This window comes from Kribbella sp. CA-293567, assembly GCF_027627575.1.
Classification (GTDB): Bacteria; Actinomycetota; Actinomycetes; order Propionibacteriales; family Kribbellaceae; genus Kribbella.
In genome coordinates this window covers 495,846-517,722 of sequence record NZ_CP114065.1, presented here as the reverse complement: position 1 = coordinate 517,722, position 21,877 = coordinate 495,846, and the positions used below count along the sequence as shown (strand labels likewise).

Here is a 21,877-nt window from a genome sequence, read left to right as displayed (position 1 = left end):
GTCTTCGCCCCGGTCACTTGCAGCTCAGCTGCGCCGCGAAGTCCTTCTGCAGCTCGGTCGTCTTCGCCTTGCGCTCGGTGTCGTAGCTGTCCACGTTGGCCTTGGTGACCACGAACGAGCCCGAGTCGACGATCACGCCGGGCGTCTTCATCGTGCACTGCTTGGAGCCGAGCAGGGCCAGCAGCCAGCCGCCGACGTACGCCTGGCCGACCGGGTTCTGCGTCACCGTCGCGGCCACCCCGCCGGACTTGATCCCGGACAGGATCTTGGCGTCGTCGTCGATCGCCACCACCTTGATCGGAAGCTTGCTGCCGGCAACACCGTCGGCGGCGGCCACGGCCGGGTTGTAGGCGGTGGTGACGATGCCCTTGATCTCCTTGCCCTTCGAGGCGAGCAGGTCGGCCACCGCCTTCTGCGCGGTCTGCAGGTCCTTGTCGATGTCGGTGATCACCGGCAGCTCGGTCACCTTGCCGCCGGTCTCGCCGATCGCCTTCTTGACCCCGGCGATCCGGCGCTGGGTGTTGGAGTCGACGTTGTTGCCGGTCAGGTGCACGATCGCGCCCTCGCCGCCGATCGCGTCGATGGTCGCCTTGGTCGCCTTGTACGCCGCCGCCTCGACGTCGGTGGACAGGCAGAAGTCGGCCGAGTTGGTGTCACCGGCCGGGCAGGAGGCGAGCGAGCCGACCGCGAAGCCCTTCGCCTTGAGGTCCTCGAAGGTGGAGTTGATGTCGGTCGGCGAGACGCCGAAGATGCCGAACGCGTTGTAGCCCTGGGCGGCCAGCGAGCTGATCACGTTGTTCTGCTTGCTCTGGTCCCACTCGCCGGTCTCGTTGAAGGTGACGCCGCCGAGCTTGAAGTCGGTCTTGTCCAGCTCGGCGGTGCTCTTCCAGGGCTGGAAGTAGGGGTGCGCGCCGCCCGGGATGAGGGCGAGCTTGACGCTCGAACCGTCCTTCAGCTCGACCGGGCCGGTCGACGTACCGGTGGAGGCGTCGTCTCCGGAGCTGCCGCTCGCGGAGTCGCTGGAGCTCTTGGTACTGCAGCCGGTTGCGGCCAGCGCAACGAGGGCCAGTCCGACGGCGGTCTTCCGGTAGAGAGAGTGGACTGTCATGGGCCTGACTCCTCAAAGATCCTATAGGATATTGCGTAGCTGATGCTGCCGCCTCACACTGGTGGCGTCAAGACTTGTGGTGATAACGACTGGGAAGACCCTCGGGCACACCGCCGGTCGGGCATGATGGGAGCTTCGGGAGGAGCGACGGTGACAGATGCGCACGTAGGTCTGGCGGGGCAGCTCGCCCGGCTGCCCCAACGGCAGGTGCTGAGCGACGACGTCTACGAGACCGTCAAGGGCCTGATCATGGACTCCGTGGTCGAACCGGGCACCCGGCTGAACATCGACGCGCTGACCCGCGAGCTCGGTATCTCGCAGACCCCGATCCGGGAGTCGCTGGCCCGGCTGGAGTCCGACGGCCTGGTGATCAAGGAGCCGCTGCGCGGTTACCGGGTCTCGTCGCGGCTGACCCGCGAGGAGTTCGAGGACCTCTTCGAGTTCCGGTTGCACGTCGAGCCCTGGGCGGCCGGCCGCGCGGCCGAGCGAACCTCGGCCGAGGACCTGGTTCGGCTGAAGGACGAGATGCTCAGCTACACCGACGTACCGGCTCGTCCTGACTACGACAGCTACAAGGCGATGGCCGCGCACGACCAGCGGTTCCACGACCTCGTGCTGGAGCTCTCCGGCAACGACACCGCCCGGCAGTCCTTCGCCCGTACGCACTGCCACCTGCACCTGTTCCGCCTGTACTACGGCGGCGGGATCGCGACCAAGGCGCTGCGGGAGCACAAGACGATCGTGGCCGCCGTCCGCAAGGGCGACCCCGCGGAGGCGGCCTCGGCGATGGCCGCCCACATCGAAGCGTCGCGGGAGCGGTTGCGCCCCGTGTTCGACCAACTCTGAGGTTCTTTCTGTTGAGGAGAGTTTCTGTGGAACTGCTGCGCCTGGGCGCGGTCGGTGAGGAGCGCCCGTACGTGCGCTCGACCGACGGCACCGTCTACGACCTGAGCTCCGTCACCGCCGACATCGACGGCGCCTTCCTGGCCGCCGACGGCATCGCCCGCGCCCGGACCGCGCTGTCCGAGGGCTCGCTGCCGGTCGCCGCGGTGGACGGCCTGCGGATCGGCGCCCCGATCGCCAAGCCCGGCGCGGTCGTCTGCATCGGCCTGAACTACGCGGCCCACGCGGCCGAGTCCGGCGCCGAGCCGCCGAAGAACCCGGTCGTCTTCTACAAGCACCCGAACACCGTCGTCGGCCCCAACGACGACGTCCTGGTCCCCCGCGGCTCCACCAGGACCGACTGGGAGGTCGAGCTGGCGATCGTGATCGGCAAGACCGCCCGCTACCTGTCGACCGACGAAGAGGCGCTCGCCTGCATCGCCGGCTACACGGTGTCCAACGACGTCTCCGAGCGGGCGCTGCAGCTCGAGGTGTCCGGCGGTCAGTGGTCCAAGGGCAAGTCGTGCGAGACCTTCAACCCGCTCGGCCCGGCGCTCGTTCCGGCCGACGAGATCGCCGACCCGCAGGCCCTGGAGCTCAAGTCCTGGGTCAACGGCGAGCCGCGCCAGGCCTCGAACACGCGAGACATGATCTTCTCGGTGGCCGCGCTCGTCCGCGACCTCTCGCAGTACATGACGCTGGACCCGGGCGACGTGGTCAACACCGGTACGCCGGAAGGCGTCGCCCTGTCCGGCCGCTTCCCGTACCTGGCCGCCGGTGACGTGGTCGAGTGCGAGATCGAGGGCCTGGGCAAGCAGCAGCAGACCCTCGCCGAAGCCTGAGCCTGAGCCGTCCGGCCTGCTGCGCGGGGGTTCCTCCCGCGTAGCCGGCACGGCGAGCTGATCGACTTCGATCGAGGCTGGGAGTGCGTGCCCCGGAAGCTTCTACGGTGCTGGCGTAGGTCTCTGTCCCCGCCTCGAGGAGCTGTGCCCTGATGATCCGACGCCTCCTGATCGCAGCGCTTGCCGCTGTCGCCGTGAGCGGCACGCTGTCCGCCGCCCCGGCCGCAGCAGCGCCGTACACGTTCACCAATCTCAGCTTCAACATGTGTGGCAACAAGTGCAGCGACGGCCGGCTCGCCGTGGCGGACGAGGTTGTCGACTCTGTGCTGGCCCGCAACGCCCGAACCGCGACGCTGCAGGAGATCTGCGCCGGACAGGCGAACCGGATCCGCAACCGGCTGGCCGCCAGCAACTACGGCGTGATCTTCGTGCCGACCCAACGGGTCTGCGACGACGGCTCGGACTTCGGCATCGCGCTGGTCCACCGCGGCGAGGTGCAATGGTGGCGCGGCTGGGACCTGCCGAACCCGGAGAACCACGAGGCGCGCCGGATGCTCTGCGCGAAGGTGCTGCCCCAGGGCTTCATCGCCTGCACGACCCACATCGACTTCCATGGCGACGGCACCCGCGGCGCCCAGGTGAACAAGGTGGCCGACATCCTGGCTGGATACGCCGCTGCCGGCCACGCCGCTTTCGTCGGCGGTGACTTCAACCTCGAGCCCACCTCCGACCAGCTCGACGTGATGTACCGGCCGGCGTACGGCGGTGGCGCCAACGGCACCCACACCGAGGCCAGCGGCTGCTGCGCCCGTGCAGGTGCTCCTACCGGCGACGGCGGCAAGAAGCTCGACTACGTGTTCATGAAGGCCTCTGCCTTCACCCCCAACGGCACCGACGTGGTCTCCACGCCGAACTCCGACCACAAGAAGCTCTGGGCCAGCATGACCCTGGGCTGAGCCCTCGGTCCGCAAACCATTGGCGTCACACCGGCGTCTGCGGCACTGTCGAACCCATGACTTCCGTTGTGCGCACAGTGACCTTCGACGCCCACGACCCGTACGAGCTGGCCGGCTTCTGGCTACAGGTACTCCGCGCCGAGCGCCCCGAAGACGACGAACCCGGCGACCCGTACGCCGCCGTCAACACTCCCGAGGTGAAACTCCTCTTCGAACAGAACAACGACCCGAAAGCCGCCAAGAACCGCCTGCACCTGGACCTCCAACCCGACGGCCCCCGCGACGCCGAGGTCACCTGGCTCCTCACCCTCGGCGCCACCATCCACGCCGACCACCGCCACCCCGACGGCACCGGCTGGGTGATCATGCACGACCCGGAAGGCAACGAGTTCTGCGTACTCCGCAGCGCCGCCGAACGCGCCACCACCAACTGACGCCACTGTTCTTGCGTTTGCTGCGTTTATTGCAGATAATTCGTTCAGCAGCCCGAAGCTTCACAACCGACCGCCGGGGAGGAGCAGCATGAACAACGCAGAAGTCGCGAGTCCGCAGCCCGATCCCGACGCGGTACACACGGCCGAAATCGCCATGAGGCGTGTCAGGCGCTATCTGGCCGACCACGCGGACGAGCGCGACATTCGGGTAGTGGTGGGCGGCGACGCTGACGACACCCTGTCGCTGCCGCGGAGCGCGGTAGAACTGCTGGCGCGGGTCCTGGCTCACATGGCGGCCGGCCAGTCGGTCTCGGTGGTGCCGGCCCGCGCTGAACTGACAACGCAACAGGCTGCCTCGCTGCTCAGCGTCTCCCGGCCCTACCTCATCGGCCTGCTGGACGCGGGAGAGATCGAGTACCGCAAGGTCGGCAAGCACCGACGCGTGCGCGCCGACTCCCTGATGGCCTACAAGCGCAGAGACGACCACGACCGCCGCGACGCCGCTGACGAACTGACCGAGCTCAACCGGGAGATGGGTCTGTACTGACGTGTCGTTCACGGCCATCTACGACGCCAACGTGCTCTACCCAACAGCCTGCGCGACCTGCTGATCCGGCTGGCGCAGGCTGGTCCAAGCGAAGTGGACCGGCATGTCCTCGCTGCGGCGATCAAGGCGAACGCGCAGATCATCGTCACCGAGAACACCAAGGACTTTCCTTCGGACAAGTTGGCACCCTAGAACGTCGAGGCTCAAAGCGCTGACGATTTCGTCCTGGATCTCATCGACCTGAACCAGCCTGCCGTCTACGCCCAGGTGCAGCGCATGGCCGACGCTTCGCAGAATCCGCCCTGCACCACCGGAGACGTGCTGACTTCCCTTGAACACGTAGGACTTCTCGCCAGCGTCGCCGCACTACGCAGTTGACCGACTGGCACTCAGGCGAGCCTGTGGCGTGGGAGGCTGACGGCATGGTTGATGTCGCCGCGAAGAGATTCCTGCACGGTGAGTTGCAGGATCTGCGGGAGGCAATGGTCTGGAAACTCGACGGGGTCAGTGAGTACGACGTACGTCGTCCCCTGACTCCGACCGGCACCAATCTCCTCGGGTTGGTCAAACACCTGGCGTTGTGGGAGTCGAGGTACTTCGGTGAGGTCTTCGGCCGGCCGTTTCCCGAGGCGCTACCGCGCTGGGACGATGACGACCAGCACGGCGCCGACCTGTGGGCGACTGCCGACGAGACGCGCGCCGAGATCGTCGACCGCTACCGCCGCGTCTGGACGCACTCCGACCAGACGATCGACGCCCTCGCCTTCGACTCCCCCGGTCACGCCGCCTGGTGGCCGAATCCCGAGGTGAAGCTGTTCACCATCCTTGCGCACATGCTCAGCGAGACCAGCCGGCATGCCGGTCACGCCGACATCCTGCGCGAACAACTCGACGGCTCGATCGGAACCGTCGCCTCCCGTACGAAGTCCCAGCCCGATCCGGCGTACTGGGAAGCTCGCCAGGCTCAGATCGAGGACGCCGCCAGGAGGGCAGCTCAGCTCGACGGGTGAGCCCGACCTCAGGGTCAGGGGGACGGGGTTTGGCCGGTGAAGGTGATTCGCCAGTCGGTGGTCCAGGCGTGTACGGCGATGTCGAAGCCGTTCAGGGTTGCGGAGACTCGGTGGTGGCCGTCTTCTTCGGGGGCCACTTCGGTGGTCCAGCCTCGGGAGCTGAGGGCGGCAGCGGCGGCGGAGACTGCTGCGGCGGGGTCGGGCGAAGATGGTCTGCCTGTTTCCACCGTCACGCTGGCGACGGTGGCCGGCGCCCGGCCGTCGAAGAGTGCGCCGGGGTTGACCGGGCCGGGGTCGTGGGTGACGACCGCACGCTGATCCGGTACGACGATGGCCGCGATCGCGAGTAGCTCTTCCCGGAGGAACTCTCTGGCATCGGTCATCGCTGCGGGCCTCCTGGTCTTCTCGAGTGGGTCGGGGCGGCCGGTCGTGACGCGACTCGCGCGCCGTCCGTGCCGGCAGCTTGGCGAGCGGCTGCGCGGGATGGTCTGCTCAGCGCCGCCACTCCGTCGTACACCTTGCCGGCCGCGCCCGAGAGCATTCGCAGCCCGGGTCCCCAGGCGAGTTTCGTTTCCTGCGCCGGCGTCGTGTCGGTGCGGGTGATGCGGGCCAGGTCACCGCGGACCACCCGGCCGACGTTGCGCAGCGATTCGCTGTTCGTGCGGTAGTACTCGTTGTGCCAGTGCACCGAGACCGCTTCGTCGTTGCCGACCGGGTCAGCGGTTGCCATCCGGATCGCGTCCGGGAAGTCGGCCGGGTCCGGGCCGTGCCACTGGGTGTAGGAGACGTAGTCGCCGGGCGCGCGTTCGACGTACACCCGGGTGGGTGGAGCCACCAGGTCCGCCGCCTGGCCGACGTGTTTGTCGATACCGGGACTGCCGGTGAGTACGACGCGGTCGGCGTGCGCGCCGTTCAGCAGCGCCTGGCCGACCACCTCCGACCCGTAGCTGTGCCCGACCAGAGTGGTGTTTGCCTCAGGCAACTTCATCGCCGACAGTTCGGTCAGGAAGGCGGAAAGCCGCGGCCCGCCGTCGAGCCCGGCCTTCTTGCTCATCGCTTCGCGGACCCCCTGCGGCGAGTCGTAGTCCAGCCAGACGACGACGGCAGTTCCGGGACCCGACTCGTGCCGGATCGCCTGCCCACGGTCGGCCTGCCCACTGAAGGTCTCCAGCGAGTTGCCCATGCCAGGCACCAGCACGGCCAGATTGCGGGCCGCGGCCAGCTCTCCCAGAACCTCGACCGCTCGCCCCTGGCCCTCCAGGTCGACCGACAGGAAGCGCCGGTACCGCTGAACCTCGACGACGTTGCCCAAGGCATCAACCTCCGCCGAGGAAACCGGCGTGAGCAGGTCGTTGACGGTGTCCAGGCGGGTGCGCTCGTGCTTGGTCGCGACCTCCGCGTCGAGCCGCGCCTGCAGCCGATCACGGGCAGCGACCAGCTGCAGGTGACAGGCGCGGAACCGCGCCTCCAGTGCTTCTGCCATCGCGACTCCCCGTCAGCGCGTCGGCCCAGGCCTCACACCGGGCTCCCGGCAGTCTGGCATCCGGCAAGCCCTGACGGGAAGAGGCAACTCAGCCGAAAGTGAGCGACCAGCTACCAGCGTGCGCGGACAGCCGCACCACCGACAGCGGCCGTACGTCGACATGCCGCAGCGACTCGGCCGGCGCGTCGAGCACGTAGAGCACCGCCGCCCGCACGACCGAGGGATGCACCACAGCAACCGCAGTACGCCGGTCCGCCCGGCCACGACCCCCGCCATCCGCCGAGTCGAAGCCGGACCCAGAACCCGGGCCATCGGCAACAGCAGGCGACTCGGCCAGATCTCCCAGCCAGTCGGCCACCCGGGTGATCAAGTCGTTCTCGCTCTCACCACCCGGCGGCGCCGTGTGCGGCCGCTCGAGCCAGGTCGCCACCGTCCCCGGTGACGCCTCGAGCAGCTCCTCCAGCTCACGCCCGGTCCACTCGCCGTACTCGCGGTCACGCAGCGAGCGAACCACGACCGGCGACAACCCGAGCGCGTCGGCCGTCCGTAGCGCCGCGACCTCGGGACCGGAGTACACCTCGTCGGCAACGATCTTCAACTCCCGGGCCGCCTCGATTCCCGACGGATCGGGTGAGGCGTCACCCCCGAGGACCAGTCCTCGCAGAGCAGGAGTCAGCGCGTGCGCGACCAGCGTCAGAGACGTCAAGCGGCAACCACCTCAGAGTCGACCTTCCCCGTACGACGGTCCGTCACCGCCGCGTAGCCGAGCCCGAGGAGCAACCAGAGCGTGGTCTGGGTGCCCAGCGAGGCCAGCCGGAACTGCCAGAGCAGCGTAGCGGGGAACGACCCCGGAACCTCGTTGATCGTGGGCAGCACCAGGTACGCGGCGACCACCGTCGCCAGGAACGCCGCCGCACCGGCCGCGAGGCGCAGGACCTCAGGGCTCAGCCTCGACGCCGAGCTGAAGCGCGCCGACCAGCGGGACGCGGCCACGCCGGCCCACACCACGAGCAGCCCGAGCACCAGCGTCAGCAGATAGGTCACCGTGCGCTTGGTGATGGTCTCCGGGTCACCGACCGCGGGCGGGTTCGGCGGGTACTTGAGGAACGGCACCAGCACGATCCCGACGTACCCGGCGACGGCCAGCCCCAGGGCGGCGTACGAGTCGCTGGAGGTGCGGAGGCGGCGGCGCAGCAGGGTGAAGCCGACCGCGAAGATGCCGCCGAGCGCCACGCCGTACAGGGTGGTGGCGAGGAACAGCCCGGCTCGCTGGCCGTCGCGGCTGACCAGAGGTTCTTCGTCGGCTTCGGCCGGGACGGCCTTGCCGTCAGCGTCGTGCGTGTGCGCGGTACCGGCAGCTTCTTCGATCGCGATGGCGGAGTCGATGTGCGGCTCGCCCGTCACGTACGCGAAAGTTCCGGCCAGCAGGCCGGCGAAGAGACCGACGATCAGTCCGCGCACCAGGAGGGATCCGAAGGTGCGCATGGCAGTCCTGTCGTTCAGAGGATGGAGCTACGGCAGGACTCAGTGACAGGGGACGCCGAGCAGGTGGCGGCCGTCGTGCATCAGCTCGTGCAGGTACATCCCCGACTGGGAGATGGCGCCCTGGTCGAAGGCGACCAGGTAGGCGAGCATCAGCGCCAGACCGACGGTGAGCAGAGCGATCGCGAGCAGCCGCGGCGAAACCGCCGGAACGGAGACCGGCTGGGCAGGCGTGGGTACGGACATGAGACCTCCTAGGGAAGTGCGCGTCCCTATCGAAAGGCTGCTGGTGCCTGAGCGTCCTGACTCACGAGCAAGCTCGCTCACAGTGGCGCGGCCGTACCGGTCTTGCACCGGTTTCCCTCATGGCACCGCAGGTTGTCCCCCGAAAGGTAGTCGTCCGCTCACACCGGGGTCAACGCATGAGCGGGAAAGACCGCGGTGTGAGGCGCCAGGAACTAGACCCGGCGCCCGGCGAAGACGCCGATCAGGGCGAGGAGCGCAGGCAGGCCGAACGCTGTCAGGTACGCCGCGGCCGGCGAGTGCGGCTCGATCGCGGCGAACAGCGATCCACCGACCGCAAGAACCGTGGCGGTGGCCAGCGCGTCGCTGAGCTGCATCGCGGAACTGTTCGCGCCCTGCTCCTCCCGGCTGGAGTACTCCAGCACCAGCACCGACGCGGTCGGGAACACGGTCCCCATCCCGAGTCCGGTGAGTCCCCAGCCGAGGATGCCGACGGCCACCGGCACGTGCGGGTTGAGCGTCAGGGTCGCGGTCACGATGCCGAGCACGATCGAGATCATCCCGGCCTGCAGGAAGACCGAGTGCGAGAACGGCTGCTTCGGCCGGCCGCGGTACCACGAAGCCGCCGTCCAGGAGAGCGCGCTGACGGTCAGCACCAGTCCGGCGTACGACGGGGACAGCCCGCGCTCACGAGTCAGCATCAACGGCAGGAACACCTCGGCTCCGAACCCCGCCGCGGCGACCAGCCCGCGCAGTGCGATCACCGCAGGCAGCCCGTGACCGATGCGGAACGTGCCCCGGGGCAGCAGCTTCGGCGCGAACGCCGCGACCCCGGCAAGCCCCAGCAACACCAGTACTGCCTGCGACACCCCGTGCTGCTGGCCGCCGTAGCTGAGCACTCCCACACCAGCAGCAGCCGCGACAGCCCACAGCGCCCGTCGATCCCAGAGCGATCCGGACCGCTCGACGGTTTCTGAGTTGGCACCGGCCAGACCAGGCCGCATCACCAGCGCCGCCGGGACGGCCAGCACCGGTACGGCGAGGAACACGATCCGCCAGTCCGTGTGCTCGACGATCACCCCGGCGATCGCGGGTCCGACCAGGGAGGGAACCACCCAGCCGGCCGCGAAGGCAGCGAAGATCCGCGGCCGCAGCGCCGGCGGGTACAGGTGTCCCACGACGACATAGAGCGCGACGGTGACCAGGCCACCACCGAAGCCCTGGATGACCCGGCCGACGACCAGCACCTCCATCGTCGGCGCCAGACCGGCGATGAGCAGTCCGAGCAGGAACCACGCGGTGCCGTACCAGAGCGGCCGGGTAGGCCCCTTCAGGTCACTCCAGGTGCCGGAGACGACCATTGCGACCACGCTCGACGCGAGCGGGCCACCGAAGGCCAGCGCATACAGCGGTAGCCCGTCGAGCGCCTCGGCGACGGTCGGCATCGCCGTGGTGACGGCCAGGGACTCGAACGCGATCAGGGTGATCAGCGCGACCATCCCGACCGTCAGCGCCCGGTACTGCGGCGCGAGCACGCCGGGTGGTTTCGGTGTGCTCGCGAGGTCGGCCGACGGCTCGGCGGTAGCGGTCATGCCGAGCAGCCTCCAACTTGAAGCGCACTTGAGGTCAACCCGCGGACCTCAAGTGCGCATGATGCTCGGCAGGTCAGAGAACGGCGGCGAGCACCAGCGCGAGGATCGGCGGACCGGCCTGGAGGGCGGCGGAACGCAGCATCCGGCGATCGGCCGCGACCAGCACGAGACCCGCGCCGGCCATGCAGGCACAGGCGAACAAGGAGATCGCGTGCCCTTTGTCGCCACCGGCAACGAGTCCGCCCAGGGCACCGAGGGCGAGGAACAGGTTGTAGAAGCCCTGGTTGAAGGCCCACGGCCTGGCCACGGTCGCGTCGGCCTCGTTCCGGATCAGGAACCGCTGGTAGGTGCTCGGCTTCATGAAGAGGATGCTCTCCAGAGCGAAGACGGCGAGGTGGAAGACCCCGGCCAGGACGACGAAGATCTGAGCGATCGTGTTCACCTGCGAACGGTACCGCGCGCCAGGAGACCGTCAGGCGATTCCGGGCAGCCGAGCCGGACAGAGTCGAGCCCGGACAGGCTGGGCCTGTCCGGGCTCGATCGAACCGATTGGTGCTGTTAGCGCGAGCGACCCGCGCGGGAGCCGGCCGAGAAGGCGGCGGCGCCTGCCGGGCGGCTGCTCGAGCCGGGAGTGCTGGTGCTGTAGGTCTTCGGAGCAGCCGAGCCGCCGCGGCCCTGGGACCGGGTCTTGGTCGCCTGGCCTCCGCCGGAGCCTGCGCCCCGACCGCCACTGCCTGCGCCGCGACCGTTGCCACCCGAGCTGCGACCGCCGCCGGAGCTGGCGTTGCCACCGGTTGCGCCGCCACGACCGCCTGCGGAGCGGACGCCGCGCGACCCCTCGCCGGCGCTCTGCGTAGAACCCGCGCCGGTCGCCGTACGTCGGCTGCCGCGGCCACGGCCGTTGCCGCGCCCGCCACCGCCGGCACGGCGTACGGACTCTTCGTCGGAGGCGACCTTGATGGTCGGCGTCACGAAGGTCCGCTCGCCCGGGGCCAGCTTCGCGAGCAGCGGGTCGCCGACGCTGAGCTTGGTCACGGTGGCCGAGATGCCGGCCTTGCGGGTCAGGTCGCGGACGTCGCGGACCTGGTCGTCGGTCATCAACGTGACGACGGTGCCCTCGGCGCCGGCTCGCGCCGTACGGCCCGAGCGGTGCAGGTAGGCCTTGTGCTCGATCGGCGGGTCCGCGTGGATCACCAGGGTCACGTCGTCGACGTGGATGCCCCGGGCGGCGATGTCGGTCGCGACCAGGGTCTTGGCGGAACCGTCGGAGAAGGCTTCCAGGTTTCGCGTCCGGGCGCCCTGCGACAGGTTGCCGTGCAGTTCGACGGCCGGGACTCCCTGCGCGATGAGCTTCTTGGTGAGCGACTTGGCGCCGTACTTCGTCCGGGTGAAGACGAGCGTGCGGCCCGGGGCCGCGGTCAGGTCGACCAGCACGGGCAACCGGCTGTCGGTCTGGACGTGCAGCACGTGATGCGTCATCTTGGTGACCGGCGACTGCGCCGAGTCGACGCTGTGCGTGACCGGCGACTTCATGAACCGCTTGACCAGGACGTCGACGCCGGCGTCCAGGGTGGCCGAGAAGAGCAGCCGCTGGGTGTTCACCGGAGTCGCCTCCAGGATCCGTCGGACGGCGGGCAGGAAGCCGAGGTCGGCCATGTGGTCGGCCTCGTCCAGCACGGTGATCTCGATCTGGTCGAGCTTGGCGTGACCGGTCTTGACGTGGTCCTCGAGCCGGCCCGGGCAGGCGATCACGATGTCGACGCCGCGGCGCAGCTGGGTGATCTGCGGGCCCGCGCCGACGCCACCGAAGATGGTCATCGTGCGCAGGTCGAGCGCGTCGGTCAGCGGTGTGATCGAAGCCTGGATCTGGGTCGCGAGCTCCCGCGTCGGCGCCAGGATCAGCGCGCGCGGGTGGTTCGGCCGGCGCTTGCTGGTGCTCGTGGTGAGCCGGGCCAGCAGCGGCAGGACGAAGGCGTAGGTCTTGCCGGAACCGGTCCGGCCGCGGCCGAGGACGTCCTTGCCGGCCAGCGAGTCCGGCAGCGTGGCCGCCTGGATCGGGAACGGCTTCAGGATTCCGGCGGCGGCGAGGGCCTTGACCAGACCGGCCGGTACGCCGAGGTCGTCGAAGGTCAGGTTCTCGTCGACCACCGTCGGCGCGACCTCGGCGTACGCCGGGGCCTGCGAGCTCTCGGTCAGCAGCGGCGCTCCGCCGATGGTCGGGTTGTTGCCACCGGCACCGGTACGGCGGCGGCGCGGGCGGCGGGCCGAGGCCTCACCCTGGCCGCGCGACGAGCTGGTGGAAGGGGCGGAAATGGGCGTGGTGTTGCTGGGGCGGCGTGCCGCCATGGAGTACTCCAAAAGATCGGGGGGTCGTCCTGCCCGGCGCAGCCAATGGGCCGCGGCGCGTGGTGGTCGACTGCTAGCGCAGCGTATGCACTGAAGCGGCCCGAGGCAGAACTGGGCGGGCCGTCACATTCAGTGTACGGCACCGGAGGACCACCGGCGGAGAGTGACCGGAGCTGGGCGAGCGGTACTGGTCCCAGCTCTGCCTGGCGAGACGATCCGGCGCTCCGACGGGCTCACCGGCGAGGAGCGGTCAGCCGGTCTTGATCTGACGGATCACGCCGACCAGGTCGTTCACGACGCCGCGGACGCCGGGGATCCGGGTCAGGCGCAGCAACCGCTCGATCAGCGGCACCGTGCTGGTGATCAGCAGATTGGTCCGCCGCAACCCTTCGGAGTCGTCGTGCACCCAGAACAGCACGATGCCCATCTGCAGCAGCCAGAGCAGCTCGGGCAGCTCGGCCCGCAGGTCCGGCGGCAGCTTGAGATCCGAACCCTCCACCACCTGACGGAAGATCTCGACACTCGCGTCCCGGGCGGGCTGGGACTGCTCGCTGAACGGGGACAGTGGGCTCTTGGGTTCCGCCGCCGTCTTGAAGAACGTGCCGGCGAACTCGTGGTACGGCTCCGAGACCTCGAGCCAGCTCCGCAGTACGCCGGTCAGCCGCTTGGTGAACGACTTCTCTCCGGCCAGGATCTGCACGGTCGCTTCGCGGTGCAGCACCTGCAGGTGGTCGTAGTACGCCTGCATCAGGTGTTCTTTGGAGCTGTAGTAGTAGTACGCGTTGCCGACCGAGACGCCGGCCTCGGTCGCGATGGCCCGCATGGTCGTCTTGCCGTAGCCCTGCTCGCGGAACAGCCGCAGAGCCGTGGACAGGATCAGCTCACGCGTCTGCTCGCCCTTGGCGGTCGCACTGTCCGTCACATCCGTCAGCGTAGTCACCTTCCATCAACTCCCAGTTCCTGCTCCGTAGCCCGGCCGCCACCTGCACCATCGCCCGCGCCACCGGCCGCATGGCCGGACTCGCCAGCCGTACTGCGGTGGCCCGGTGCTCCCAGGTCGCCCAGAGGCAGACGATCCAAGCCCGGTCGCCGACGTAGACCGCTCCGTCGTCGGCGACCACTGTCACCTCGCGCAGTGTGGCCAGGTGGTCCAGCTCCGGGTACCGCTGCCTGGCCTCCGCCGACCCCGCCGCGACGAAGGCGAACCGCACCACTCCGCCCAGACCGTTCAGCCCTGGCTGCTGCCCCGCCAGCCACTCCTTGAAGCGGCGGCAGAGCCCACACTGCGCGTCGTACAGCACCACCAGTTCCTGCATGATCCGTCAGTAGCCCTGCGGCATCGGCTGCGGGCCACCGGCCAGCGGACCTTGGCCGACCCCCTGGCCGAATCCCTGACCGGCGCCCTGGCCGACGAAGGCGTTCGGCGGGACCGGCGGTGTGGTCATCTGCTCCATCCGGCTGCGCCGGCGGATCGCGTTGAAGGTCCACACGTTGAGCAGGTGCAGCACGCCGAGCACGACCATCACGATGCCGACCTTCACACTGAGCTGCTCGATCACCCCGCGGGCGTCGACCACGGTGCCGCCGGTGCGCAGGAACAGCGTCACGAACCCGAGGTTGACCAGGTAGAAGCCGACCACCAGCAGCCGGTTGACCGCGTCGGCGAAGTCCTCGTTGCCGTGGAACACGTCGACCAGGAAGATCCGCCCGTTGCGGCTCAGCGTCCGGGCCACCCAGATCGTCAGTGGCACCGAGATCAGCAGGTAGATCAGGTAGGTGATCACCGTCATTCTCATCACGTCCTCACTATTTGAACACGTTCAACTCTCTGACTTCCTGAGCGTAAGCCGCGCTTTTGAACATGTTCAAGTCCGGCGTGGGGTGAGCTGGGTCTCAGCCGGCCCGGCAGAATGCCCGCATGGCGCTCAAGGAGAGGCACCTGGATCGCTGGGTGACGGCGTACCGGCGGGCTTGGGAGTCGAACGATCCCGAGCACATCGCCGCGCTGTGGACCGAGGACGCCGCCTTCCACCGGCGGCCCGACGAGGAGCCCGTGGTCGGCCGGGACGCGATCGTCGCCGCCTGGCTGGAGGTGGCCGACGCGCCGGGCGAGACGCTCTTCGAGTACGAGGTGCTCGGGTTCGGCGACGGTGTCGGCTTCGTGCGCGGCTGGACGACGTACCGGACCGAGCCGCCGGGCGAGTTCAGCAACCTGTGGGTGATCCGGCTGGACCGGACCGGCCGGGCCTACGAGTTCACCGAATGGTGGATGGAGAAGCCGTGACGCGGGACGCCGGGTGGCCTACGATCGGATCAGGCACTCAGGGTGCCACCGGTCCGCGGGAAGGGCTCAGCCCACCTGAACTCGAGGTCGCGTTCGCCGTACCCACCTCCTTTCTCGCCTGACCACGCGGACAGCAGGCTGTTGAGAGGAGGTCGCCATGCCGACCCGGAATCTTCCCAGTCCGCCCAGCCTCGACCACTTGCGGAAGCAGGCCAAGAGTCTGCTCAAGCAGGTCCGTGCCGGGGACCCGGCCGCGGTCGCGCTCGCCACCGAGTTCCACCCGGTCAGCACCCTGGCCGACGCGCAGGTCGCGATCGCCCGGAGCTACGGCTTCCCCAGCTGGCCACGACTCGTGCATCACCTGGAACTGGTCGAGCGGTACAGCCGGTTCCCGCACCGGCAGGAGATCGGCGGTCCGTTGCACACTCGCGGCCGGCGCATCGACGAGTTCCTGCGGCTCGCCACGCTGCACTACGGTCAGGACGATCCTGCTCGTCAGGTCGCGGCCCGCGCCCTGGTCGATAATGTTGCCCTGAGCAACATCTATACCCAGGTGGTGGCCGGTGCCGTCGACGCGGTCCGGACGACGCTCGCGGCGGATCCGGCACTGGCCCGTCGCGAAGGTGGCCCGTTCCGCTGGGAGCCTCTGCTCTACCTGGCCTATTCACGCCTGGAAGTCGCCCCCGAGGCACCACTGGAGATCGCGCGACTGCTCCTGGCCAACGGCGCCGACCCGAACGCCGGCTATCTGTGGCAAGGACTCCCGTCACCCTTCACCGCACTCACCGGCGCCTTCGGCCGGGGCGAAGGCGACCAGCCGCCGCACCAGTGCAGGCTGGAGCTGGCGCGGATCCTGCTCGAGGCCGGCGCTGACCCCAACGACAGCCAGACGATGTACAACTGCGGTCCGGGCTGCCCTCCGCCGTACGACGACGACCACCTGGAGCTGCTGCTCGAATTCGGTCTGGGCCAGGGCGACGGTGGCCCCTGGCACGAGCGGATGACGCCCGCTCATCCGACTCCGGGACAGCTCCTGGAGGACGAGCTGGTTTTCGCCGCCTCCAAAGGACTGCCCCGCAGAGTCGAACTGATGCTTGCCCAAGGCATCGACCCTGACGCGCGCGGTACGGAGCATCCGATCTTCGTCGGCCACCGAGCCTACGAGCTGGCAGCGGTCTCCGGGTACGACGAGGTCGCCGCGCTATTGCGGGCGGCCGGCGCGGCGCCGCTCGACGACGTACACGAGCTGTACGCCGCTGCCTTCCGGGGCGGGCCGATCGAGGCCGACGCGGAGCTGGCCGCCCGCGCGGTACGGCGTAATCCGCACCTGCCGCTCGTGGCGGCCGTGCTGGGTCGGACCGAAGCTCTGGAGCCGTTGCGGCAGCTGGGCTTCGATCTGCTCATGCCAGGCCGGATCACGCCCCTCCACCAGGCGGCGTTCTCGGGTCACCTCGACACCGTCAAGAAACTGCTGGAGCTCGGCGCCGACCCGGATGCCGAGGATCCGGCCTACCACGGCACAGCCCGCGGGTGGGCCGAGCACAATCGCCAGCAGGAGGTCGTCGACTACCTGGACCGCCTCACGGACTGATCGCGAGGAACAGGAAGGAGCTGAAGATCATCAGGTGGACCGCGCCCTGCAGCAGGGTGGCCCGGCCGGTCGCCAGGGTGAGCATGCTGACCACCACGGTCAGCACGAACAGCACCAGCTCCTTGCTGTCCAGGCCGAGGACGAGCGGTCCGGTGAGCCAGATCGACGCGATGGCGATCGCCGGGATCGTCAGCCCGATGCTGGCCAGGGCCGAGCCGAGCGCGAGGTTGAGGCTGGTCTGCAGGCGGTTGCGCAGTGCCGCCCGTACCGCGGCCACAGTTTCCGGCAGCAGCACCAGCAGCGCGATCACCACACCGACGACCGCGAGCGGCGCGCCCGCCGACTCGACCGCGGACTCCAGCTTCGGCGAGACGGTCTTGGCCAGGCCCACCACCGCGATCAGGCACCCGAAGAGCAGCGCCAGGCTCAGCAGCGCGATCTTGCTGCTGGGCGCGTCCGCGTGGCTGTCGTCCTCGCCGTCGCCGTCACTGTCGGCCAGCCCCGCGGCCTCGGCCTCGCGGGCAGCTCTGGCGGTGGGATCGACCGAAGGATCGGCGTTGGGCAGGAAGTAGTCGCGGTGCCGGATGGTCTGGACGAACACGAAGACGCCGTACATGACCAGCGAGGTGACGCCGGCGAAGGCCAGCTGCGGCCCGCTGAAGGTCGCTCCCGGCGTACTGGTCGTGAAGGTCGGCAGGACCAGGCTGAGGGTGACCAGCGCGGTCATCACGGCGAGCGCGCTGCCGGAGGCGTGCACCCGGAACTCCTGCGTCTTGTGCCGCAGCGAGCCGACCACCAGCGACAGGCCGAGGATGCCGTTGCAGGTGATCATCACCGCGGCGAACACGGTGTCGCGGGCCAGCGACGCCGCCTTGTCGCCACCGGACGCCATCAACGTGACGATCAGTGCGACCTCGATCACCGTCACCGCGAGCGCCAGGATCAGTGTGCCGAACGGTTCCCCGACGCGGTGTGCCACCACCTCGGCGTGGTGCACCGCGGCGATCACCGCGGATCCGAGCCCGGCGCAGATGAGGATCAGCATGATCGTGCCCGGCTCACGGCCCCAGGACAGCATCAGGACCACCAGGGCGAGCAGCGGCACGGCCAGACTCCAGCGCGGCAGTCCTGCTGACCGCGTGGGCGGGGTAGGCGGGGTCGGATCAGGATTCACACCGTCGACTGTGGTTGTCATCCCCTGTGATTCTATCGGCTCCATGGACATCAGACCGGCCGTTGTGACCGACTGGGCAGCGATCTGGCCGTTTTTCTCGGCCATCGTCTCCGCGCAGGAGACCTACACCTACGATCCGGCACTGACCGCCGAGCAGGCGGAGGCGCTCTGGATGTCGCCGTCCGCCTCGCCACTGGCCCGGACCACCGTCGCGATCGATGCCGATGGCAAGGTTCTCGGCAGCGCCAACATGTACCCGAACCGGCCGGGTCCGGGCGCGCACGTGGCCAGCGCCAGTTTCATGGTCGACGCGGCGGCCCGCGGGCGCGGCGTGGGCCGGGCACTGTGCCAGGACATGATCGACTGGGCCGGGCGGAACGGGTTCCGGTCGATCCAGTTCAACGCCGTGGTGGAGTCCAACACGACGGCGGTCAGGCTCTGGCAGTCACTCGGCTTCGACATCATCGGCACCGTGCCCGAGGCGTTCCTCAGCCCCACGCACGGCTACGTCGGGCTGCACGTCATGCACCGGCCGCTGTAGACACCCAGAACCACGCCTGGGCGGAGGGAGTCTGCTTTGATCGGAACCATGACCGATTCCCGCGCCCGCCGGTTGTGGAAAGTCCTGGAACCGTTCCACGCGATCACCTACTTCGCACCGGACACCAGGAAGGCCACCGACGCGCTCGGCCTCCGTGGCGGCTGGATGAGCTACTTCGCCTGCCGGGCGGCCCCGCTGGGGGCAGCCGGCCCCGAACTCGTGACAGCGGTCTTCTACAACTTCCACCCGTCGATGGTCAGCCGTGCCATCCCGGACGCGTGGCAGCTGGCCACACCCGCGCAGGTCCTGACTGCCCGCCTGGAGGCGGTCGACAGCGCAGTACGCCGCTTCCCTGACGCCGGTACGCCGCTACGCCGCGCCGCGGAGTTGGCACGCCAGGCGGCCGAGTTGGCGCCTACAGCCGGCAGGCCTCTAGCGGCAGCCAACGCAGGTCTCGCCTGGCCGGAGGAGCCGCATCTGGTGTTGTGGCAGGCCACGACGATCCTCAGGGAGTCTCGTGGTGACGGGCATGTCGCTGCGCTGGTGGGAGCGGGGTTGTCGCCGTGTCAGGCGTGCATCACCATCTCCGCCGCGGGCGGGCCCTCCAAGGAGGTGTTTCAGCTCAACAGGCGCTGGAGCGACGAAGAGTGGGCGGCCGCCTCGGAGGATCTCCGGGCGCGCGGACTGCTCACGGCGGACGGCGTACTGACTGGTGCTGGGCACGCGCTGCGACAGCAGGTCGAGGACACCACCGACAGGCTGGCCGAGCAGGGTTGGACTGCTCTCGGCGACGACAACGCGGCCGAACTCGACCGGCTGATGCGGCCGATCAGCGGCGCGATCATGGCGTCGGGGGTGATCCCGGACGACAACCCGATGGCGATGCGCTGGGACGCCGCCGACCTGCCTACTTCTTCCGCGGTCCCCGGAAGGTGACGTAGAGCAGGGAGACGCCGAAGGCCGCGACGACCGGTCCGATGATGGCCCAGATGCTCTTGCCCGACATCGAGCTTCCGCCGACGTAGCCGAGGCCCTGCAACGCCCAGACCACACCGATGACCGTCAGCAGGAGCCCGAAGGCGATCGGGAGTGCTTTCTTCATCTCATGACCCTAGCGTGCTGGGTCAGCGCGCCAGCTGCTCGGCAACCAGCTGGATCGACTTCGCCAGGTCCGCGCCCGCGGGAGCCTGCTCCGGGTCGGCCAGCCAGAGAGCGATCACGCCGAGCATCAAGGCTTGGTAGAAGGTGCCGAGCCGCTGCTTCGCCGCCTCGTCGGTGCCGGCGTCGGCCGAGCCGAACAGCTCCGCCAGGCCCTCTCGCGCGTCGCCCTGCAGCTTCGACAGTTCCTGGAGCAGCTCCGGGTGCTGCGCGCCCAGGCACAGGACTTCGTACTGCGTGACCCACAGCGCGCGAGTCTCCGGCGACGACAGCGTCCCGAGCATCTGCGCCCAGGTCGCTTCGAACCGCTTCCCCGCGTCGGGTTCCTCGGGTTGATCGGCGTTCGTCGTCCGGCCGGCGCCGGCGGCCCATTCGTCCAGCGCCTGCCGCATGGCCTCGTTCAACAAGGCTTCCTTGGAACCGAAGTGGTAGCCGATCGCCGCCAGGCTGACCCCGGCCGCCGTCGCGATGTCGCGAGCGGTGGTGCGGCTGTAGCCGTTGGCCAGCAGGCAGGTCTTCGCGCCCTCGACCAGCGCCTCACGGTTTCCCATGCCGGTGATCCTAGGCGAGCTTGGTACGAACGTCTCATACGCTCGTTGGTGGAGGTTCGAGTCGTTGCGATCGCTGGTTCAGCGGGTCCGCAGGCCGGTCGCGGCGGCGGCGAGGACCGCGGCGGTGAGGGTGTCCAGGACCGCGGAGTCGAGCTTCCAGTGCTGCCAGTACAGCGGCACGTCGATATATTTGCCTTTGGCAACTTCCACCAGGCGGCCGTCGGCTAGCTCGTTCTCCACCAGCTCCGCCTCGATCATCCCCCAGCCGAGGCCGAGCCGGATCGCCCGGACGAACGGGCCCGGCGCCGGGATCGAATGGGTGGGTGGATCGAGCCGACGCCGGGTGACCTTGCGCAGCAAGCGGTGCTGCAGCTGATCCTTGGTGTTGAAGACGATCATCGGAGCGGCTTCGAGCGCCTCTGGCAACGGACGGCCGGTGAGCCAGCGGTCGGCGTACTGCGGGGTGGCGATCGACAGGTAGCGCATCTTGCCGAGCGGCTGGACCCGGCAGCCCTGGACCGGTCGCGGGTCGGCGGTCACCGCGGCCAGCACGGTGCCGTTGCGCAACAGCTCGGCCGAGTGATCCTGATCCTCCTGTCGCAGGTCGAACGCCGTCACCAGCTCGGGCGACACAGCGAAGAGCACCGGCAGGAACCAGCCGTTGAGGGAGTCGGCGTTCACGGCGATCGGCAGCCGCAGTCCTTCGAGCTTGCCCCGCACCGCGGCGATCGCCTCGACCTCCAGCAGCGAGACCTGCCGGGCGAGGCGCAGTACCGCCTCGCCTGCCTCGGTGGCGCGAGCAGGCTTGACCCGCTGCACCAGCACATGACCGAGACGGCTCTCCATCGCCTTGATCCGCTGACTGACGGCCGACGGCGTGATCTGCAGCCGGCGAGCCGCCGCGTCGAAGCTGCCTTCGTCGATCACCGCCGCGAAGGTGTCCAACTGCGCCGAGTCCAGCTGCATCGGGGTCCTTAAGAGTTGCTAAAGGCAGTGAAAGAACTTTAGCTGGTTTGTTGTCCAGCAGCCTTCTACGGTCGAGACGTGCCCCTCTTCGCCGGCTTCGCCACCACACTCTCGCTGATCGTCGCGATCGGCGCGCAGAACGCCTTCGTACTCCGCCAGGGCCTGCGCCGCGAGCACGTCGTACCGGTGGTACTGATCTGCGCGCTCTCCGACGCGCTCCTCATCTCGAGCGGCATCGCCGGCCTCGGTGCTTTGATCACCAGCAGCCAACTCGCCCTGGACATCACTCGCTACGGCGGCGCCCTCTTCCTGTTCACCTACGCCGCCATCGCAGCGCGCCGAGCGTTCAATCCAGCGACCCTGACCCCCACCGATCAGACTCCCACCGCCCTGCGCAGCGTCGTACTGACCTGCCTGGGCTTCACCTACCTCAACCCCCACGTGTACCTCGACACAGTCGTCCTGCTCGGCTCCCTGGCCAACCAACGCGGCACCGACGGCCGCTGGCTCTACGGCCTGGGCGCGGTCGCCGCCAGCTTCGCCTGGTTCGCCACCCTCGGCTTCTTCGCCCGCAAACTCGGCCCCCTCTTCGCCCGCCCCCGAGCCTGGCAACTCCTCGACACCACCATCGCCGTCATCATGACCGTCATGGGCCTGTGGTTGGTGCTGCCCTGATCTGCCCCTCAT

Annotated in this window: 28 protein-coding genes and 1 riboswitch; of the genes, 11 read left to right on the top strand and 17 right to left on the bottom strand. The window is 69.0% G+C overall.

Annotated elements, in window-relative coordinates; translation table 11 throughout:
* Positions 1 to 13: 13 nt before the first annotated feature.
* Entirely contained in the window at positions 14 to 1,108 is a 1,095-nt protein-coding gene (locus tag OX958_RS02510; RefSeq protein WP_270135430.1) for a sugar ABC transporter substrate-binding protein, read from the bottom strand.
* A 150-nt stretch (positions 1,109 to 1,258) separates the two neighbouring features.
* Here OX958_RS02510 and OX958_RS02505 point away from each other — a divergent pair, with 150 nt between their 5' ends.
* From OX958_RS02505 to OX958_RS02485, 5 genes are all read left to right on the top strand, one after another.
* Positions 1,259 to 1,954, top strand: a complete 696-nt coding sequence (locus OX958_RS02505; protein ID WP_270135429.1) for a GntR family transcriptional regulator — start codon at positions 1,259 to 1,261, stop codon at positions 1,952 to 1,954.
* A gap of 26 nt (positions 1,955 to 1,980) precedes the next feature.
* Entirely contained in the window at positions 1,981 to 2,832 is an 852-nt protein-coding gene (locus OX958_RS02500; RefSeq protein ID WP_270135428.1) for a fumarylacetoacetate hydrolase family protein, read from the top strand.
* 152 nt (positions 2,833 to 2,984) lie between these two features.
* Positions 2,985 to 3,788: an endonuclease/exonuclease/phosphatase family protein gene (locus OX958_RS02495; protein WP_270135427.1), complete on the top strand. Its 804-nt coding sequence runs from the start codon at positions 2,985 to 2,987 to the stop codon at positions 3,786 to 3,788.
* A 56-nt stretch (positions 3,789 to 3,844) separates the two neighbouring features.
* Entirely contained in the window at positions 3,845 to 4,222 is a 378-nt protein-coding gene (locus OX958_RS02490; protein ID WP_270135426.1) for a VOC family protein, read from the top strand.
* A gap of 88 nt (positions 4,223 to 4,310) precedes the next feature.
* The gene (locus tag OX958_RS02485) at positions 4,311 to 4,769 is read left to right on the top strand and encodes a helix-turn-helix domain-containing protein (protein WP_270135425.1); all 459 of its coding nucleotides are present in this window, start codon (positions 4,311 to 4,313) and stop codon (positions 4,767 to 4,769) included.
* 36 nt (positions 4,770 to 4,805) lie between these two features.
* Here OX958_RS02485 and OX958_RS02480 read toward each other — a convergent pair whose 3' ends face one another.
* Positions 4,806 to 5,108 (bottom strand): hypothetical protein, encoded by a 303-nt coding sequence (locus tag OX958_RS02480; protein ID WP_270135424.1) that lies wholly within the window; start codon positions 5,106 to 5,108, stop codon positions 4,806 to 4,808.
* 83 nt (positions 5,109 to 5,191) lie between these two features.
* Between OX958_RS02480 and OX958_RS02475 the strand changes: the two genes are divergently transcribed.
* Positions 5,192 to 5,779, top strand: coding sequence for a DinB family protein (locus tag OX958_RS02475; protein WP_270135423.1), 588 nt, complete (start codon positions 5,192 to 5,194; stop codon positions 5,777 to 5,779).
* 14 nt (positions 5,780 to 5,793) lie between these two features.
* Here the strand turns inward: OX958_RS02475 and OX958_RS02470 are convergent, their stop codons facing one another.
* From OX958_RS02470 to OX958_RS02420, 11 genes are all read right to left on the bottom strand, one after another.
* Entirely contained in the window at positions 5,794 to 6,162 is a 369-nt protein-coding gene (locus OX958_RS02470; RefSeq protein WP_270135422.1) for a hypothetical protein, read from the bottom strand.
* The gene (locus OX958_RS02465) at positions 6,159 to 7,262 is read right to left on the bottom strand and encodes an alpha/beta hydrolase (RefSeq protein WP_270135421.1); all 1,104 of its coding nucleotides are present in this window, start codon (positions 7,260 to 7,262) and stop codon (positions 6,159 to 6,161) included. The genes OX958_RS02470 and OX958_RS02465 overlap by 4 nt, the downstream gene beginning before the upstream one ends.
* Before the next feature lie 88 nt (positions 7,263 to 7,350).
* Positions 7,351 to 7,968: a histidine phosphatase family protein gene (locus OX958_RS02460; RefSeq protein ID WP_270135420.1), complete on the bottom strand. Its 618-nt coding sequence runs from the start codon at positions 7,966 to 7,968 to the stop codon at positions 7,351 to 7,353.
* Positions 7,965 to 8,747 (bottom strand): CbtA family protein, encoded by a 783-nt coding sequence (locus tag OX958_RS02455; protein ID WP_270135419.1) that lies wholly within the window; start codon positions 8,745 to 8,747, stop codon positions 7,965 to 7,967. Before OX958_RS02455 ends, OX958_RS02460 begins: the two co-directional genes overlap by 4 nt.
* A 39-nt stretch (positions 8,748 to 8,786) precedes the next feature.
* Positions 8,787 to 8,990, bottom strand: a complete 204-nt coding sequence (locus OX958_RS02450; RefSeq protein WP_270135418.1) for a CbtB domain-containing protein — start codon at positions 8,988 to 8,990, stop codon at positions 8,787 to 8,789.
* Between the two features lie 51 nt (positions 8,991 to 9,041).
* A riboswitch (cobalamin riboswitch) is annotated at positions 9,042 to 9,106 on the bottom strand.
* A 96-nt stretch (positions 9,107 to 9,202) separates the two neighbouring features.
* The gene (locus OX958_RS02445; protein ID WP_270135417.1) at positions 9,203 to 10,579 is read right to left on the bottom strand and encodes an MFS transporter; all 1,377 of its coding nucleotides are present in this window, start codon (positions 10,577 to 10,579) and stop codon (positions 9,203 to 9,205) included.
* Between the two features lie 73 nt (positions 10,580 to 10,652).
* Positions 10,653 to 11,021 (bottom strand): DUF1304 domain-containing protein, encoded by a 369-nt coding sequence (locus tag OX958_RS02440; RefSeq protein ID WP_270135416.1) that lies wholly within the window; start codon positions 11,019 to 11,021, stop codon positions 10,653 to 10,655.
* A 116-nt stretch (positions 11,022 to 11,137) separates the two neighbouring features.
* Positions 11,138 to 12,925 carry a DEAD/DEAH box helicase gene (locus OX958_RS02435; protein WP_270135415.1) on the bottom strand — a complete coding sequence of 596 codons (1,788 nt, stop codon included), beginning with the start codon at positions 12,923 to 12,925 and terminating at the stop codon, positions 11,138 to 11,140.
* A 250-nt stretch (positions 12,926 to 13,175) separates the two neighbouring features.
* Positions 13,176 to 13,847, bottom strand: coding sequence for a TetR family transcriptional regulator (locus tag OX958_RS02430; RefSeq protein ID WP_270135414.1), 672 nt, complete (start codon positions 13,845 to 13,847; stop codon positions 13,176 to 13,178).
* Positions 13,807 to 14,241, bottom strand: a complete 435-nt coding sequence (locus tag OX958_RS02425) for a thiol-disulfide oxidoreductase DCC family protein (protein ID WP_270135413.1) — start codon at positions 14,239 to 14,241, stop codon at positions 13,807 to 13,809. The genes OX958_RS02430 and OX958_RS02425 overlap by 41 nt, the downstream gene beginning before the upstream one ends.
* Positions 14,242 to 14,247: 6 nt before the next feature.
* The gene (locus OX958_RS02420) at positions 14,248 to 14,721 is read right to left on the bottom strand and encodes a hypothetical protein (RefSeq protein WP_270135412.1); all 474 of its coding nucleotides are present in this window, start codon (positions 14,719 to 14,721) and stop codon (positions 14,248 to 14,250) included.
* 122 nt (positions 14,722 to 14,843) lie between these two features.
* Between OX958_RS02420 and OX958_RS02415 the strand changes: the two genes are divergently transcribed.
* Together OX958_RS02415 and OX958_RS02410 are read left to right on the top strand one after the other, a co-directional pair.
* The gene (locus OX958_RS02415) at positions 14,844 to 15,209 is read left to right on the top strand and encodes a nuclear transport factor 2 family protein (RefSeq protein WP_270135410.1); all 366 of its coding nucleotides are present in this window, start codon (positions 14,844 to 14,846) and stop codon (positions 15,207 to 15,209) included.
* Between the two features lie 157 nt (positions 15,210 to 15,366).
* Positions 15,367 to 16,800: an ankyrin repeat domain-containing protein gene (locus OX958_RS02410; protein ID WP_270135409.1), complete on the top strand. Its 1,434-nt coding sequence runs from the start codon at positions 15,367 to 15,369 to the stop codon at positions 16,798 to 16,800.
* Here the strand turns inward: OX958_RS02410 and OX958_RS02405 are convergent.
* Complete coding sequence (locus tag OX958_RS02405; RefSeq protein WP_442913284.1) at positions 16,790 to 17,878, bottom strand: calcium:proton antiporter; 1,089 nt, start codon at positions 17,876 to 17,878, stop codon at positions 16,790 to 16,792. The two genes, OX958_RS02410 and OX958_RS02405, sit on opposite strands and share 11 nt — an antisense overlap.
* 139 nt (positions 17,879 to 18,017) lie before the next feature.
* On the opposite strand from OX958_RS02405, the gene OX958_RS02400 reads away from it, so the two are divergent.
* Positions 18,018 to 18,515 (top strand): GNAT family N-acetyltransferase, encoded by a 498-nt coding sequence (locus OX958_RS02400; RefSeq protein WP_270135407.1) that lies wholly within the window; start codon positions 18,018 to 18,020, stop codon positions 18,513 to 18,515.
* Between the two features lie 48 nt (positions 18,516 to 18,563).
* Complete coding sequence (locus OX958_RS02395; RefSeq protein ID WP_270135406.1) at positions 18,564 to 19,451, top strand: SCO6745 family protein; 888 nt, start codon at positions 18,564 to 18,566, stop codon at positions 19,449 to 19,451.
* On the opposite strand, the gene OX958_RS02390 is transcribed toward OX958_RS02395, so the two are convergent.
* From OX958_RS02390 to OX958_RS02380, 3 genes are all read right to left on the bottom strand, one after another.
* Positions 19,423 to 19,617 (bottom strand): hypothetical protein, encoded by a 195-nt coding sequence (locus OX958_RS02390; protein ID WP_270135405.1) that lies wholly within the window; start codon positions 19,615 to 19,617, stop codon positions 19,423 to 19,425. The two genes, OX958_RS02395 and OX958_RS02390, sit on opposite strands and share 29 nt — an antisense overlap.
* Positions 19,618 to 19,639: 22 nt before the next feature.
* Complete coding sequence (locus tag OX958_RS02385; RefSeq protein ID WP_270135403.1) at positions 19,640 to 20,224, bottom strand: TetR/AcrR family transcriptional regulator; 585 nt, start codon at positions 20,222 to 20,224, stop codon at positions 19,640 to 19,642.
* A gap of 78 nt (positions 20,225 to 20,302) precedes the next feature.
* Complete coding sequence (locus OX958_RS02380) at positions 20,303 to 21,190, bottom strand: LysR family transcriptional regulator ArgP (RefSeq protein WP_270135400.1); 888 nt, start codon at positions 21,188 to 21,190, stop codon at positions 20,303 to 20,305.
* Between the two features lie 78 nt (positions 21,191 to 21,268).
* Here OX958_RS02380 and OX958_RS02375 point away from each other — a divergent pair, with 78 nt between their 5' ends.
* Entirely contained in the window at positions 21,269 to 21,865 is a 597-nt protein-coding gene (locus tag OX958_RS02375) for a LysE/ArgO family amino acid transporter (protein ID WP_270135399.1), read from the top strand.
* The last annotated feature ends 12 nt before the right edge of the window (positions 21,866 to 21,877 follow it).

Coding starts and splice junctions, on each gene's coding strand:
- OX958_RS02425 (WP_270135413.1), bottom strand. CDS start 14,241: ATGCAGGAACTGGTGGTGCTGTACGACGCGCAGTGTGGGCTCTGCCGC.
- OX958_RS02400 (WP_270135407.1), top strand. CDS start 18,018: ATGGACATCAGACCGGCCGTTGTGACCGACTGGGCAGCGATCTGGCCG.
- OX958_RS02410 (WP_270135409.1), top strand. CDS start 15,367: ATGCCGACCCGGAATCTTCCCAGTCCGCCCAGCCTCGACCACTTGCGG.
- OX958_RS02380 (WP_270135400.1), bottom strand. CDS start 21,190: ATGCAGCTGGACTCGGCGCAGTTGGACACCTTCGCGGCGGTGATCGAC.
- OX958_RS02450 (WP_270135418.1), bottom strand. CDS start 8,990: ATGTCCGTACCCACGCCTGCCCAGCCGGTCTCCGTTCCGGCGGTTTCG.
- OX958_RS02475 (WP_270135423.1), top strand. CDS start 5,192: ATGGTTGATGTCGCCGCGAAGAGATTCCTGCACGGTGAGTTGCAGGAT.
- OX958_RS02495 (WP_270135427.1), top strand. CDS start 2,985: ATGATCCGACGCCTCCTGATCGCAGCGCTTGCCGCTGTCGCCGTGAGC.
- OX958_RS02415 (WP_270135410.1), top strand. CDS start 14,844: ATGGCGCTCAAGGAGAGGCACCTGGATCGCTGGGTGACGGCGTACCGG.
- OX958_RS02395 (WP_270135406.1), top strand. CDS start 18,564: ATGACCGATTCCCGCGCCCGCCGGTTGTGGAAAGTCCTGGAACCGTTC.
- OX958_RS02420 (WP_270135412.1), bottom strand. CDS start 14,721: ATGAGAATGACGGTGATCACCTACCTGATCTACCTGCTGATCTCGGTG.
- OX958_RS02445 (WP_270135417.1), bottom strand. CDS start 10,579: ATGACCGCTACCGCCGAGCCGTCGGCCGACCTCGCGAGCACACCGAAA.
- OX958_RS02435 (WP_270135415.1), bottom strand. CDS start 12,925: ATGGCGGCACGCCGCCCCAGCAACACCACGCCCATTTCCGCCCCTTCC.
- OX958_RS02490 (WP_270135426.1), top strand. CDS start 3,845: ATGACTTCCGTTGTGCGCACAGTGACCTTCGACGCCCACGACCCGTAC.
- OX958_RS02510 (WP_270135430.1), bottom strand. CDS start 1,108: ATGACAGTCCACTCTCTCTACCGGAAGACCGCCGTCGGACTGGCCCTC.
- OX958_RS02455 (WP_270135419.1), bottom strand. CDS start 8,747: ATGCGCACCTTCGGATCCCTCCTGGTGCGCGGACTGATCGTCGGTCTC.
- OX958_RS02405 (WP_442913284.1), bottom strand. CDS start 17,878: ATGCTGTCCTGGGGCCGTGAGCCGGGCACGATCATGCTGATCCTCATC.
- OX958_RS02465 (WP_270135421.1), bottom strand. CDS start 7,262: ATGGCAGAAGCACTGGAGGCGCGGTTCCGCGCCTGTCACCTGCAGCTG.
- OX958_RS02390 (WP_270135405.1), bottom strand. CDS start 19,617: ATGAAGAAAGCACTCCCGATCGCCTTCGGGCTCCTGCTGACGGTCATC.
- OX958_RS02485 (WP_270135425.1), top strand. CDS start 4,311: ATGAACAACGCAGAAGTCGCGAGTCCGCAGCCCGATCCCGACGCGGTA.
- OX958_RS02470 (WP_270135422.1), bottom strand. CDS start 6,162: ATGACCGATGCCAGAGAGTTCCTCCGGGAAGAGCTACTCGCGATCGCG.
- OX958_RS02385 (WP_270135403.1), bottom strand. CDS start 20,224: ATGGGAAACCGTGAGGCGCTGGTCGAGGGCGCGAAGACCTGCCTGCTG.